Origin of the sequence: Delftia deserti (assembly GCF_042653485.1) — a bacterium.
GTDB lineage: Bacteria > Pseudomonadota > Gammaproteobacteria > Burkholderiales > Burkholderiaceae_C > Comamonas > Comamonas acidovorans.
Genome location: NZ_JBHSIH010000001.1, coordinates 5,360,972 through 5,375,170, shown reverse-complemented (window position 1 = coordinate 5,375,170; position 14,199 = coordinate 5,360,972). Strand labels below are relative to the sequence as shown.

The 14,199-nt window shown below is 67.0% G+C and carries 11 protein-coding genes; 8 read left to right on the top strand and 3 right to left on the bottom strand.

The genetic code is table 11. The annotated features are described in order from the left end of the window. Positions 1-129: 129 nt before the first annotated feature. Both ACFPFG_RS25460 and ACFPFG_RS25455 read left to right on the top strand, forming a co-directional pair. Positions 130-1,542, top strand: a complete 1,413-nt coding sequence (locus ACFPFG_RS25460; RefSeq protein WP_197955330.1) for a cache domain-containing protein — start codon at positions 130-132, stop codon at positions 1,540-1,542. Continuing rightward, positions 1,539-2,201, top strand: coding sequence for a response regulator (locus tag ACFPFG_RS25455; RefSeq protein ID WP_197955327.1), 663 nt, complete (start codon positions 1,539-1,541; stop codon positions 2,199-2,201). The genes ACFPFG_RS25460 and ACFPFG_RS25455 overlap by 4 nt, the downstream gene beginning before the upstream one ends. A gap of 22 nt (positions 2,202-2,223) precedes the next feature. Here ACFPFG_RS25455 and ACFPFG_RS25450 read toward each other — a convergent pair whose 3' ends face one another. The 3 genes from ACFPFG_RS25450 to polA all read right to left on the bottom strand — a co-directional run bounded on the left by ACFPFG_RS25450 (position 2,224) and on the right by polA (position 7,183). Then, complete coding sequence (locus tag ACFPFG_RS25450; RefSeq protein WP_183019911.1) at positions 2,224-3,039, bottom strand: ZIP family metal transporter; 816 nt, start codon at positions 3,037-3,039, stop codon at positions 2,224-2,226. Between the two features lie 346 nt (positions 3,040-3,385). Then, positions 3,386-4,282, bottom strand: coding sequence for a dienelactone hydrolase family protein (locus ACFPFG_RS25445; RefSeq protein WP_380108757.1), 897 nt, complete (start codon positions 4,280-4,282; stop codon positions 3,386-3,388). 57 nt (positions 4,283-4,339) lie between these two features. Further along, positions 4,340-7,183: a DNA polymerase I gene (gene polA, locus ACFPFG_RS25440; protein WP_183019913.1), complete on the bottom strand. Its 2,844-nt coding sequence runs from the start codon at positions 7,181-7,183 to the stop codon at positions 4,340-4,342. Between the two features lie 72 nt (positions 7,184-7,255). Between polA and ACFPFG_RS25435 the strand changes: the two genes are divergently transcribed. The 6 genes from ACFPFG_RS25435 to ACFPFG_RS25410 all read left to right on the top strand — a co-directional run bounded on the left by ACFPFG_RS25435 (position 7,256) and on the right by ACFPFG_RS25410 (position 14,182). Next, complete coding sequence (locus ACFPFG_RS25435; protein ID WP_013800945.1) at positions 7,256-7,627, top strand: hypothetical protein; 372 nt, start codon at positions 7,256-7,258, stop codon at positions 7,625-7,627. Positions 7,628-7,752: 125 nt separating this feature from the next. Next, positions 7,753-8,709, top strand: a complete 957-nt coding sequence (locus ACFPFG_RS25430) for a homoserine kinase (protein ID WP_183019914.1) — start codon at positions 7,753-7,755, stop codon at positions 8,707-8,709. Between the two features lie 146 nt (positions 8,710-8,855). Continuing rightward, a complete protein-coding gene (locus tag ACFPFG_RS25425) occupies positions 8,856-9,707 on the top strand; it encodes a BPSS1780 family membrane protein (RefSeq protein WP_096913843.1) in 852 nt (283 codons plus the stop codon). A gap of 107 nt (positions 9,708-9,814) precedes the next feature. After that, a protein-coding gene (locus ACFPFG_RS25420) for an IS3 family transposase (RefSeq protein WP_380106692.1) occupies positions 9,815-11,085 on the top strand; the annotation gives its coding sequence in 2 pieces (ribosomal slippage) (positions 9,815-10,174 and positions 10,177-11,085; 1,269 coding nt in all). Between the two features lie 232 nt (positions 11,086-11,317). Next, a complete protein-coding gene (locus ACFPFG_RS25415) occupies positions 11,318-13,270 on the top strand; it encodes a PhoX family protein (protein WP_380108754.1) in 1,953 nt (650 codons plus the stop codon). 276 nt (positions 13,271-13,546) lie between these two features. Further along, positions 13,547-14,182 carry a hypothetical protein gene (locus ACFPFG_RS25410; RefSeq protein WP_380108752.1) on the top strand — a complete coding sequence of 212 codons (636 nt, stop codon included), beginning with the start codon at positions 13,547-13,549 and terminating at the stop codon, positions 14,180-14,182. The last annotated feature ends 17 nt before the right edge of the window (positions 14,183-14,199 follow it).

Below are 14,199 nucleotides of genomic sequence, written 5' to 3'. Positions count from 1 at the left end.
CCACTGGGAAATACGGCGCCCGCCATTCAAAGGCCGCCACCCTGGCGCCGGCGGCATGCGCGCAAGCCCTGTTGACAAGGCCCGGCCCCTGGGCGGAAAAGATCGTCGGTGCACCCCACACAGGCTCCCATGCAACTTCCGCTGAAACTTGCACTTCTGTCGATTGCCGCCATCGCGCTCGCCCTGGGCCTGGTCGCGGCGACCGTGCAGCACCAGACCCTGGAACTGGCCCACCAGGAACGGGAACTGGTCGAGACCGCCTACCTGCACAGCAAGGAGACGGAGCTGCGCCACTACGTCCAGCTGGCGACCACGGCGCTGACGCGCATCAAGTCCAGCGGCGAGGAGCAATCCGTGCAGCGGCGCCAGGCGCTGGAGATGCTGTCGCGCATGCAGTTCGGCGAGGACGGCTACTTCTTCGTCTACGACGAACACGGCAACGTGCTGCTGGATGCGCGCCAGATGGGCCTGTCGGGCGTGGACCTGTGCGATCCCAATAGCCCGGGCGGCGCAGGACCCGCAAGGATCATCCTGGACGCCGCGCGCAGCGGCGGCGGCCTGGTGCGCTACCAGTGGCAAAAACCGTCATCGCTGCGTACCGAGGCCAAGCTCGCCTACGTGGCCACGGTGCCCGAATGGGGCTGGTCGCTGGGCACGGGCCTGTACCTGGACGATGTGGAGCAGGCGCTGCGCCAGATCGACGAAAGCGCCCAGGCCAACATCGCGGCCACGCGCTGGCGCATCTTCGGCATTGCGGCGCTGTGCATCGTGCTCATCGGCGTGGCCGGGCTGGTCTTCAATCTCAGCGATCACCGCGTGTCCAGCAACAAGCTGCAGCGGCTGGCCCAGCGCGTGGTGCATTCGCAGGAAGAGGAACGCACGCGCGTGGCGCGCGACCTGCATGACGGCGTGGTGCAGGTGCTGGTCTCCTCCAAGTTCCTGCTGGAGACGGCCCAGGCCCAGCTCAGGCGGCTGGCCGCGCAGGACCCGGCCACGGCCCAGCGCATGGTGGACCAGGGCCTGGAGCAGCTCAATCACGCGCTGGTGGAGATACGGCGTGTCTCCCACGGCCTGCGCCCCGCCCTGCTGGACGACCTGGGCCTGGCCCCGGCCCTGGCGCTGATGAGCCAGCAAATGCAGGCCGAGGACGGCCTGCGCATGCAATTCGGCTGCCGCGGCGAGACCCGCTTTCTGCCGCCCAGCCACGCCACGGCCCTGTTCCGCGTGGCCCAGGAGGCCGTGACGAATGCGCAAAACCATGCCCAGGCCACGCGCATCGATGTCAGCCTGCACTTTCAGCGCCGCCGCGTGGTGCTGCAGGTCAGTGACGACGGGCAGGGCTTCGACATGCGCCGCGTGCAGCGCGACCGCCAGGGCGGCATCGGCCTGCGCAACATGCGCGAGCGCATCGAAGGCCTGGGCGGCCACCTGTCCATCAGTTCGGGGCGCCGGGGCACCCGGCTGGTCGCCGTGCTCTACCGCGATGGCGGCATGCCGCTGTCTCCCTCACCGGAATTCGAACTCCAACGGGCCGCTGCATGAACCCCATGATCCGCATCCTCCTGGTGGACGACCACCCTCTCGTGCGCGACGGCGTGTCCATGCGCCTGCAGGCCACGGACCATATCCGCGTGGTGGGCGAGGCCGCCAGCGTGGACCAGGCCCTGCCGCTGGCCCGTGCGCTGTCGCCCGACCTGGTGGTCACCGACATCCGCATGCCGGGCGCCAGCGGCATCGACCTGGCCGCGCTGTTCCGCGATCAATTCCCGCTGGTGCGCGTGCTGGTGCTGTCCATGCATGAGGACCCCGAATACGTGCGCCGCGCCGTGGCGCTGGGCGCGCGCGGCTATGTACTCAAGGACGCGCCTGCGCAGCAGCTCATCGAGGCCATAGACCGGGTCTACGCCGGCGGACTGTATTTCAGCCCAGGCCTGCAGCCCGTGGCTGAGGACGACGGCGATGCGGCCGGGCCCCGGCGCGCCCTCACTCCGCGCGAGGCCAGCGTGCTGCAGTGGATTTCGGAGGGCCGCTCCAACAAGGAAATCGCAGCGCTCATGGGCACCTCGGTGCGCACCGTGGAAACCCACCGGCTGCACCTGCGCCGCAAGCTGCGCATCGACGGCCATGCGGCCTTCATCAAGTACGCGGTGGATTACGCCGACCTGCTGGGGCCGGCACCCCAGGAGGCCCGCGCAAGCTAGGGCCCGCGCCTCCACATCCGCTTCAGTGCGCGTGCGCCGCGCGGCTGACCACGGTGACCAGCACGATGCCCAGAATCAGCCAGCCCACCTGAGCCATGGTCTCGCGTGCGCTCAGGCGCTTTTGCAGCTGGGGAATCAGGTCGGCCAGCGCCACGTAGATGAAGCTGCTGGAGGCCACGGCCAGGAAGTACGGCAGCAGTTCCTGCAGCTGTCCCACCAGGAAATAGCCGCCAATGCCGCCCAGCGTGGTCACGGCCCCGGCCATGGACACCTTGATCAGCGCCACGCGCCGGTTGGAACTGGACTGGCGCAGCACCACGATGTCGCCCATGTGGTGCGGCACCTCGTGGGCCAGCACCGACACCGCCGCAATCAGCCCCAGGCGCATGTCGGCCATGAAGGCGGAGGCGATCAGCACGCCATCGCCGAAGCAGTGCACGCTGTCGCCGGTCAGCACCGCCCAGCCGCCGTGGCGGTGGCCGTGGTGGTGTTCGTGGGAATGGCCATGGTCATGATCGTGGGGGTCGTGCTCATGGGCCGGCGGCGCGCCATGCTCATGCCCGTGGTGCCACAGCTCGGCCTTGGACAGCAGGAAAAAGAACACCAGGCCCACCAGCAGCGTCACGAACAGGTCATGCGCCCCGGCCTCGCTCTCGAAGGCTTCGGGCAACAGGTGCATGAAGGCCGTGGCCAGCAGCGCGCCCGCCGCCAGGCTCAACAGCCGCTGCGGCATCATGCCCGGCGAGCGATTGCCTCCCAGCCCCATCAACAACGCGGCCACCCAGACGCTGCCAATACCGGCGGCCAGGGTGGCCAGAATGATTGCTACCAATGTCATAGCGATTTGTGCTTCAACCGTATGCCCTTGCAGGCGAAACCCGCGAATTCTCGCAGAAAGACGGGTCCCATCGCAGCCGTGGCCTGCGATCCCATGAAGAAAGCAGGCCACGGTGTCGGGTGCCCTCGGTTTCAGCCTACAGAAGCTGTCAAGCCCCCCTGCGCGAATAAAGTTGAAAGCTAGTCAGCAATACCTTAAAAACTGGCGCGTCCTCACACCAGGGACACCGAGTAAGGGCCTACGCCGGCCGCACCGCCCCGCACCGAGGGTGTCGCCGGTTGCCCGGACGCCCCCCTCCCGCGAAGCGAGAGAGGGCGCCGTGCAACGGGGGAAGCGGCGCAGCCGCTCAGGGGGTCACCCCATGCTTGTTGAACCAGGCCAGCATTTTTTGCCAGCCGTCGCGTGCAGCCTGCTCGCGGTAGCTGGGCCGGTAGTCGGCATGGAAGGCGTGTGGCGCCTCCGGGTAGATCACGAACTCCGAGGCCTTGGCCGCTGCCGAGCCCTGCTTGAGCGCCTCGCGCATGCGCTCCACGGATTCCAGCGGAATGCCCGTGTCCTGCCCGCCATACAGGCCCAGCACCGGCGCCTTGAGGCTGGAGACCAGCTCCAGCGGATGGCGTGGCTGCAGCGCCGTCTTGGCGCCCTCCAGCCGGCCGTACCAGGCCACGCCGGCCTTGACCGGGCCATGGGCCGCATACAGCCAGGTGATGCGCCCGCCCCAGCAAAAGCCCGTGATGGCCACGCGTGCCGTATCGCCACCCTGGGTGCCGGACCATTGCACGGCTCCGTCCAGGTCGGCCATGACCTGCTCGTCGGGCACCTTGGAGACCAGCTCGCTCATGAGCTTGGCGATGTCGCCATAGGTCTTGGGATCGCCCTGGCGCGCATACAGATCGGGGGCGATGGCCAGGTAGCCGGCACGCGCCAGGCGGCGGCAGGTGTCGGCAATGTATTCGTGCACGCCGAAGATCTCGGAGATCACCAGCACCACCGGCACATTCTTCTTGCCCGCAGGTGCGGCGCGGTAGGCGGGCACCTTGAAGCCGTTCACGGTGAAATGCACCTCGCCGGCCGTCAGTCCGTCGGCCGGCGTGGAGATGGCGGTCTGCGCCATCAGCGGCGTGGCCGCTGCGGCATAACCCAGGCCCAGGGCGGTCTGCAATGCCAGGCGCCGCGTGGGCCCCTCTTCGCTGCTGCGCCCCGGAACCAGGGCCTTCAGGTCTTGCTGCTGATCATCGCGCATGCATCTCTCCTTGGTGGTGGTTGAGAACCGGCCAAGTCTACGATGCCTGCGTGAAGCTCAATGCGCCTTGTCCCAATTGGGTCCCAGACCCACTTCAGCAAGCAAGGGAACCTTCAGATCCGCCACGCCGGCCATCAGGCGCGGGATCTCGGTGCGCACCCAATCCGACTCGCCTTCGGGCAGCTCGAACACCAGTTCGTCGTGCACCTGCATGATGACGCGGACCTCGGACTGTCTGGCATCGAGTTCGGCCTGCACCGCCACCATGGCCTTCTTGATCAGGTCGGCTGCCGTGCCCTGCATGGGCGCGTTGATGGCCTGGCGTTCGGCCGCCTTCTTGCGCGGGCCGCTGCCGCCGTTGATGTCCACCAGGTACAGGCGGCGGCCGAAGACGGTTTCCACGTAGCCATGGTCGCGCGCGAATTCCACCGTCTCGTCCATGTAGCGCTTGACGCCCGGATAGCGCTGGAAATAGCGGTCGATATAGGCGGCCGCAGCCTTGGTCTCTATGCCCAGGTTCTTGGCCAGGCCAAAGCTGCTCATGCCGTAGATCAGCCCGAAGTTGATGACCTTGGCATAGCGGCGCTGCTCGCTGCTGACCTGCTCCAGCTCCACGTTGAAGACTTCCGATGCCGTGGCGCGGTGCACGTCCCGGCCTTCGTGGAAGGCGCGCAGCAGCGATTCGTCGCCCGACAGGTGGGCCATGATGCGCAGCTCGATCTGCGAGTAGTCGGCGCTGGCGATCACATGGCCGGGCGCGGCAATGAAGGCCTCTCGCACGCGCCGGCCCTCGGGCGTGCGGATGGGGATGTTCTGCAGGTTGGGGTCGTTGCTGGACAGGCGCCCCGTCACGGCCACGGCCTGGGCGTAGTGCGTGTGCACGCGGCCCGTGCGCGGCAGCGCCAGCTGCGCCAGCTTGTCGGTATAGGTGCCCTTGAGCTTGGACAGGCTGCGGTGCTCCAGCAGCTTGGCGGGCAGCGGATAGTCCTCGGCCAGCTTCTCCAGCACCTCTTCGTCGGTGCTGCGTGCGCCGGTGGCCGTCTTCTTGACCACGGGCATGCCCAGCTTGTCGAAGAAGATTTCGCCCAGCTGCTTGGGGCTGGCCAGGTTGAAGGGCTGGCCCGCGATGTCGTAGGCCTCCTGCTCCAGCTGCACGATGCGCTGGCCCAGGTCGTTGCTCTGCCTGGCCAGCGTGGCGGCATCGATGAGCACGCCGTTGCGCTCTATGCGGAACAGGGCCTCGCTGGTGGCGATCTCCAGCTCGTACACGCCGCGCAGGCCGTCGTTGGCCTGCAGCTGCGGCCACAGCACGCGGTGCACGTCCAGGGTCTGGTCGGCATCCTCGCAGGCATAGGCGGCAGCCTTGTCCACGGGCACCTGGGCGAACGGGATCTGGTGGGCGCCCTTGCCGCACAGGTCTTCATAGCTGATGCCCGTGCGGTTGGTGTGGCGCAGCGCCAGGCTGGCCAGGCCGTGCGGGCGGTGCACTTCCAGCACATAGCTTTGCAGCATGGTGTCGTGCACATAGCCGTGCACCTCGATGCCGGCATTGGCGAACACATGGCGGTCGTACTTGACGTGCTGGCCCAGCTTGGGCCGGGCCGCATCTTCCAGCCAGGGCTTGAGGCGCTGCAGCACCTCGTCGGCCGGCAGCTGCTCAGGGGCGTCGGGGCCCGCATGGCGCAGCGGGATATAGGCAGCGGCGCCGGGCTCCACGCTCAGCGAGATGCCGACGATCTCGGCACGCATCTCGTCCAGCGAGGTGGTTTCGGTATCCAGGGCCGTGAGCTGGGCGGCGCTGATCTTGGCCAGCCACTGGTCGAACGCTTCCCAGGTCAGCACCACGTCGTAGTCCAGCGGGCGCTGCTGGGCGGCCTCGGCCTCGGTGGTGGCGTCGTCGGACTCGGCCTGCTCTTCGGCAAACATGTCGCCCGTGGCCTGGTCGGCACGCGGCTTGGCCGCTGGCTTGCGGCCGGCCTTGACGGCTTCCAGCGCATCGGGCTCGGGCGCGGCACCGCCGAGCATGCGCGCCAGGCCCTTGAAGCCGTAGCGCTCATAGAAGTCGCGCAGCGGCGCGGTATCGGGCTCGCGCGGCGCCAGCGCGTCGAGCACCGGCAGGGTGGGCACTTCGGCGCTCAGGTCGCAGTCGGTCTTCATGGTGACCAGCTGGCGGCTCAGCGCCAGCTGGCCCGAGGCGATGGCATCGCGCAGGTTCTGGCCGGCCACGCCCTTGATGCCGTCGGCCGCAGCAATCAGGCCGTCGAGCGAGCCGTGCTCGGCCAGCCACTTGACGGCCGTCTTGGGGCCCACCTTGGACACGCCGGGCACGTTGTCCACGGCATCGCCGACCAGGGCCTGGTAGTCGATCATCTGCGTGGGCGGCACGCCGAACTCGGCCGTCACGCCGGCCACGTCGCGGCGCTTGCCGCTCATGGTGTCCATCACCATGATGTGGGAGTCCACCAGCTGGGACAGGTCCTTGTCGCCACTGGAGATCACCACGTTCACGCCCTGGGCGGCGGCCGTCTTGGCCAGGGTGCCGATCACATCGTCGGCCTCCACGCCCTGGATGGCCAGCACGGGCCAGCCCAGCAGGCGCACCACTTCATGGATGGGCTCGATCTGCGAGCGCAGATCGTCAGGCATGGGCGAGCGGTGCGCCTTGTATTCGGGGTAGAGCGTGTCGCGGAAGGTAGGTCCGCTGGTATCGAACACGCAGACCGCGTAGTCGGCCGCCACGTCCTTCCTGATCGCCTGGAGCATGTTGATCATGCCGCGGATGGCGCCCGTGGCGGGGCTTTCCGGGTTGCCGGGCTCGGCGCGCAGGTCCGGCATGGCGTGGTAGGCGCGGTAGAGATAGCTGGAGCCGTCGATCAGCACCAGGGTCTTGGAATTGCTCATGCGCCGATTGTGCACGCGCCGGCAGGGTGACAGGGCGGGACAGCGCCCGCTGCAAGTCCTACAATGGAGCCCATGCGCGCCGCTCCACTTTTCATCTTCCTGACCCTGGCCGCCAGCTCCGTGCTGGCCCAGAACCCCACGCCTGCCCCGGCTGCCTCCACCGCTCCTGCGGCGGCGACCGAGCAGACCGCGCCGGACACGGCCAAGCCCGAGGGCCGCGACCGAACCAACCAGCGCGTGGAACACATCCATGTGGAAGATGGCGGCAGCCGCGTTGACGAGCTGCGCGTGGGCGGCCAGACCCGCAGCATCACCGTGCAGCCCAAGGTCGGCGACATGCCTTCTTATGAAGTGCAGTCCAACGACGGCGCCCGTTCCTCGCGCAACCGCGGCGACGGCGACGGCACCAACGGCACGCGCGTCTGGAACCTCAAGAAGTTCTGATCCTCACCGGACTGTCCGGGCTCCCGGCCCGGCGGCATCCCACGGGGCAGCACCTGACGGCGCTGCCCTTTTTCCATATCTGAAGTCAACGATTTCCGCCGAGCCGCGAAGGCCGGAACAGCAACATGGCCGTTTTCACCGAAGTCTCCGAAAAAGACGCACGCGAGCTGCTGCGCCGCATGACCCTGGGTTCCTTCAAGGAGCTGCGCGGCATCCAGGGCGGCATAGAGAACACCAACTACTTTCTCACCACCGAGCAGGGCGAGTGGGTGCTGACGCTGTTCGAGCGCCTGACGGCCGAGCAACTGCCCTTCTACCTGTACCTGATGAAGCATCTGGCGCAGGCCGGCATTCCCGTGCCCGACCCGCAGGCCGAGACGCGCAGCGGCGACATCCTGCTGAGCGTGTGCGGCAAGCCGGCCTCCATCGTCAACCGCCTGCCCGGCAAGAGCGAGCTGGCGCCCCAGCCCGCGCACTGCGCCGCCGTGGGCGAGATGCTGGCGCGCATGCACCTGGCCGGACGCGACTACGATCGCCAGCAGCCCAACCTGCGCAGCCTGCCCTGGTGGAACGAGACCGTGCCCACGGTCATCCCGCACATCGACGCACCCACCGCCGACCTGCTGCGCTCCGAGCTGGCCTTCCAGAACCATGTGGCCGCCTCGCCGGCCTATGCGGCGCTGCCGCGCGGCCCCGTGCACGCCGACCTGTTCCGCGACAACGTGATGTTCGATGGCGAGCGCCTGACCGGCTTCTTCGACTTCTACTTCGCAGGCGTGGACAGCTGGCTGTTCGACCTGGCCGTGTGCCTCAACGACTGGTGCATCGAACACGCCACCGGCGCCCATGACGCCACCAAGGCCAAGGCCATGATCGACGCCTACCAGTCGGTGCGCCCCTTGAGCGCTGCCGAGCGCGAGCTGTTCAACCCCATGCTGCGCGCGGGCGCGCTGCGCTTTTGGATTTCCCGCCTGTGGGATTTCCACCTGCCGCGCGAGGCCTCCATGCTCGTTCCCCACGACCCCACCCATTTCGAGCGCGTGCTGCGCCAGCGCCTGGCCCACCCCGTGGCGCTGGACTGACGTCCGAAGACCGCCACAGCGCGGCTGACAGAGGGCTTTGCGGTCCACGGGCCGCGCGTCCTCGGGTACAGTCCCCGTTCGGGCGCCAGCGGCGCGGCCCATGCCAGAGGCCATGCCCCATCCAGGCGCCCCGACTTCCTCACCCCATGAAACTTCTCATCGTTCCCGCCCGTACCGGCCTGCAATGGGTGCAGCAGGGCATCCGCACCTTCCGCCAGCAGCCGCTGGCACTGGCGGCGCTGTTCTTTCTGTCGATGGCGGCCATGTCGCTGGTCACGGTGCTGCCGCTGATCGGCCCCGTGATCGCGCTGGGCCTGCTGCCGGCCACCTCGCTGGCCATGATGGTGGCGGCGGCCGAGGCATCGCACGGGCGTGCGCCCACGCCGGCCCTGCTGCTGGTGGCCTTTCGCACCGGGCGCCAGCGCCTGAACTCCATGCTCACGCTGGGCGCCATGTATGCGGCAGGCTTCCTGCTGATCATGGGCCTGTCCATGCTGGTGGACGACGGCCAGTTTGCCAACGTCTACCTGGGCGGCGAGCCGCTGACGCGCGAGATCGCCGAGTCGCCCGACTTCCAGGCCGCCATGTGGCTGAGCATGGGCCTGTACCTGCCGCTGTCACTGCTGTTCTGGCACGCGCCGGGGCTGGTGCACTGGCACAACGTGCCCCCGGTCAAGGCCGTGTTCTTCAGCCTGGTGGCCTGTGTGCGCAACATCGGCGCGCTGGTGGTCTTCGGCCTGAGCTGGATGGGCGTGTTCATCGTGGCCGGCATCGTGATGGCCCTGATCTCGGCCGTGCTGGCCCAGGTGCTGGGCAGCATTGCCAACGGCCTGATGATCGGCACGGCCATGCTGCTGGCCGCCATGTTCTTCACCTCCATCGTCTTCACCTTCCGCGACTGCTTTGCAGCGCCCGATGAAAGCGATGGCAGCGACGCCATTGGCACCGAGCCGCCTGCGCCGCCTGCGCCGCCTGCGCCGCCCGGACTGTCCGGCTGAGCGCCACGCCACTGCAACCCCAAAGCCCCTTTTCAAGGGGCTTTTTCTTTGGTTTTGACCCGTCCTGACCTGGGTTGACACCTTTTCCTCTCAGAAAAGGCAAGTCAATGGAATCAAGGGTCAAACGCACGCAGCGGGACTACACGCTGGCTTTTAAGCTGTCGGTGGTCGATCAGGTGGAAAAAGGCGATCTCACGTACAAACAGGCCCAGGAGCGCTACGGCATCCAGGGCCGTTCGACCGTGTTGGTGTGGCTGCGCAAGCATGGTCGCCAAAACTGGAGTTCGGCATCATCCGGGCTTGCCATGCCAGTACCGATCAAGAAGCCCTCATCTGCACCTGCTGCACCGCTGACTCCCGAGCAGAAGATCAAGGCCCTCGAAGTCCAGCTTCGCGAAGCCAACGAGAAGGCCCAACTGTTCGAGGCGGTGATCGATGTCCTGAAGAAGGACTACGGGGTGCGCATCGTAAAAAAGCCTTTGGGCAAGTCCTCTCGCAAAAGCTCCTCCCGGGGCTGAGCGTGGCGAGAGCTTGCCGCCATTGGGGCGTCAGCCGCCAAGCCTACTACCAGCAGTTGCAGCATCAGCAGCAACGCTGTGCGCGTGCCGACACCGTGATCGAGCTCGTTCGCGACGTGCGCCTGCGTCAGCCCCGGTTGGGCGCGCGCAAGCTGCACCATCTGCTCGCGCAGCCGCTGCAGCACGCCGGCGCGAGCCTGGGGCGCGATGCGTTGCTGGACGTGCTGCGCGAGGCGCGCATGCTGGTGGCGCCGAAGCGGGCGTATCACAAAACCACCGACAGCCATCATCGGTTTCGACGCCATCCCAACTTGCTCAAGGAGGGGCCGCATCAAGTCCGAGCGACTGCCAGCGAGCAGGTGTGGGTGGCCGACATCACGTACTTGCCCACCGACCAGGGGTTCGTCTATCTCAGCCTGGTCACTGATGCGTGGTCGCGCAAGATCGTGGGCCATCATGTGCACGACAGCCTGCACACCGGGCAGGTCAGCCGGGCGCTGAAGGTGGCGCTCAACGGCCGCCAGACGCAGCAAATGCTGGTGCATCACTCGGACAGGGGCATCCAGTACTGCTCGAATGACTATCAGGAGATTCATCGGCGCCACGGCATTGCCTGTTCGATGACTGACGGCTACGACTGCTATCAGAACGCGCTGGCCGAGCGCGTCAACGGGATCTTGAAGATGGAGTTCCTGCTGCATCGGCCTGCCGATCTGGCCCAGGCCAGCCGGATGGTCCAGCAGGCCGTGCAGATCTACAACCAGGAAAGACCGCACCTGTCCCTAAAATTGAAAACGCCCGATGAGGTTCATCGGGCGTCTCTGGCCGGCTGGATTACGCCGGATCGGTGTCCTTCATAGGTGTCAACCTATGGCAGGACGGGTCATTTTCTTGACTGGCCGTATCGCCCGGCACCCCTCGCCTGCCGGCTGTCACATGACGCTGTCACGGTTTCGTCATGCGGGTGCCATCGCTCTGTCATACCGGCTGCCTAGCATGCCGTGCGGATGTCAAGCCAGCGAGTGCGCGGCGGCATCCCGGCCCATCCCGCCCCCGATGGGTTGACGCTGACAAACCCATAACGGAAGCCCCATGTCCCAATCCACGATGCTCTCCCGCCGCAAGGCGCTGCAATTCCTGACCGGCGCCCCCTTGCTGCCGCTCGGCTCCGCCGTGTCCGCCACCGGCCTGCTGACCGCCTGCGGCGGCGGCGACGACGGCCCCGCGAAGAACTACGTGGCGGCCAGCTTCACCTCCATGGCCGCGCCCACGCTGGCCAACCCCCAGGCCATGGCCAGGATGACCGTGGCCTCGCAGCTGAAGGTGCAGTACAGCGACAACAGCGAGCAGAGCTTCGAGCTGGGCTACCAGCCGTTCTTCGTGACCGGCGATGAAGTGTCCGACGGCAAGGGCGGCAAGATCCTGGCCGGCGGCTACTACGACATCAACAACAACAAGATCATCGACCGCACCGTGGCCGGCAGCGAGCGCCACTTCTTCTCCGATTCGCCCGACGGCACCTCGCTGCTGACCGTGCCCAATGCCAAGGTGGATGGCGTCAAGGGCAAGCCCGTGTTCGCCGTGGTGCAGTTCGAATACACCACCTGGGCGCAGGACGGCAAGACCGACATGTACGGCAAGCTGCCCTCGCCCATTGCCGTGCTGACGCTGGACCAGGATCAGACCACCGGCAAGCTCAGCCTGGTCAAGTACCACAACGTGGACACCTCCAAGGTGCACGGCCTGTGGATCACCTGCGGCGCCAGCCTGTCGCCCTGGGGCACCCACCTGTCCAGCGAAGAGTACGAGCCCGACGCCTTCGCCACCGGCAATGCGCAGCTGCAGGCCTTCAGCCAGAACCTGTATGGCGACCAGAACAGGGCCAACCCCTACCACTACGGCCACATGCCCGAAGTGACGGTCAACGTGGACGGCACCGCCAGCATCAAGAAGCATTTCTGCATGGGCCGCATCTCGCACGAACTGGTCCAGGTCATGCCCGACCAGCGCACGGCGCTGATGGGCGACGATGCCACCAACAGCGGCTACTTCGTCTTCGTGGCCGACAAGGAAAAGGACCTGTCCTCGGGTTCGCTGTACGTGGCCAAGGTGGGTGCGGGCTTTTCCATCGACCCGGCATCGGGCAGCGCCGCCGCGCTGACCTGGATCAAGCTGGGTTCGGCCACCAGCGCCGAGATCGAGCAACTGGCCAACACGCTCAAGCCCACGGACATCATGACCGTGGCCAAGACCGATCCGGGCGACGCCAGCTACACCAGGATCACGGCCAACGGCAAGGTCGAGTGGATCAAGATCAACCCCGGCATGGACAAGGCCGCCGCCTTCCTGGAAACCCACCGCTACGCCGCCTTCAAGGGCGCGAGCATGGGCTTCACCAAGATGGAGGGCACGACCGTCAACGCCAAGGACAAGGTCGCCTACTCGGCCCTGCAGAACTGCGAAAAGTCCATGGTGGCCGGTGATGCGCTGAACGTGGCCGGCAACGGCGTGTCCATCCCCAAGCAGCTCAAGGCCGGCACCGTGATGGCACTGAACCTGCGCGGCGGCCAGAAGGACACGGCAGGCGCCGCCATCAACAGCGAGTGGATGCCCGTGGACACCAAGGCCCTGCTGGCCGGCGAGGACATCAGCGCCGACGCGCTGGGCAACACCGGCAACCCGAACAAGATCTGCAACCCCGACAACCTCAAGTTCTCGGAGAAGATGCGCACCCTGTTCATCGGCGAGGACAGCGGCCAGCACGTGAACAACTTCCTGTGGGCCTACAACATCGACACCAAGCAGCTGTCGCGCCTGATGTCGATTCCCGCAGGCGGCGAATCCACGGGCCTGCATGCCGTGGACGAGATCAACGGCTGGACCTACATCATGAGCAACTTCCAGCACGCCGGTGACTGGGGCGCCATCCACAACGTGGTCAAGCCCACGCTGGACCCGCTGATCAGCGCCAACTACCGCGGCAAGTTCGGCGCCGCCGTCGGCTACCTGACCGGCACCGCTGCCCAGCCCAAGCTGTCGGCCTGACCGCCGCCACGGCGCCCCGCCGCCCTGCGGCGGATGGCGCAGCAACACAAAGGCCATGGATTTCCATGGCCTTTTTGCATGCCTGCGCCGCGACTCCATGGATGTCATGACCCCGACTCTTAGCGTGCAAAACAAGAGTCATTCTCACCTGGTCGCTATAATTTCTGATGCACTGCGAGGCCCATCACCGGGCATTGCGCCCCATTCAGCCCCGCCCGGACCCCAGCCTTCAAGGCCCGGCTGGCGGACGCAGAACCACACCACAGGAGAGACTCCATGAACCCAGCTTCCCGCATCCTTCGCAGCACGGCCTGCGCATGGCTGGCAGCCGCTGCCGCCCTGGCAGTGCCGGCCGCACATGCCGACTATCTCTGGCTGCAGCAGGACGCAGGACAGGCCCGGGCCTATGCCGGAGAACTGCGCAAGCCGCTGGAACAGCTGCCGGCCCTGGAAGATGCCAAGCAGGTCCTGCCCGACGGCAAGAGCCTTCCCCTGAAGGCCGACGCCAGTCATTTCACCGTGGACGCAGGCCAGGGCGATGTGCGCATCGCCGCCACGCGCCCCGGCGCCAATGGCGTGCTGACCTACTACCAGGCCCGTTTCGGCCGCAACGACACCAAGGCCGTGAACGACCTGGAGCTGGTGCCGACCACGGCGGGCGGCGATACGTTCCAGCTGGTGTTCAAGGGCCGCAAGGTCGCGGCCAGCCAGGTCAACGTGCAGACCGGCGAGGGCTGGTACCGCACGCTCACGCCATCGCAGGACGGCACGGTGAGCTTCAAGCCCTACTTCCCGGGCCTGTACGTGCTGGAGGTGACGGCGCGCGTGGACAACGGCTCGGTCACGCTGGACGGCAAGAAATACACCGACGTGCGCCACACCACGACGCTGAGCTTCGAAGTCAGGCCCTGAGCGCCGCGCGCGGCAGC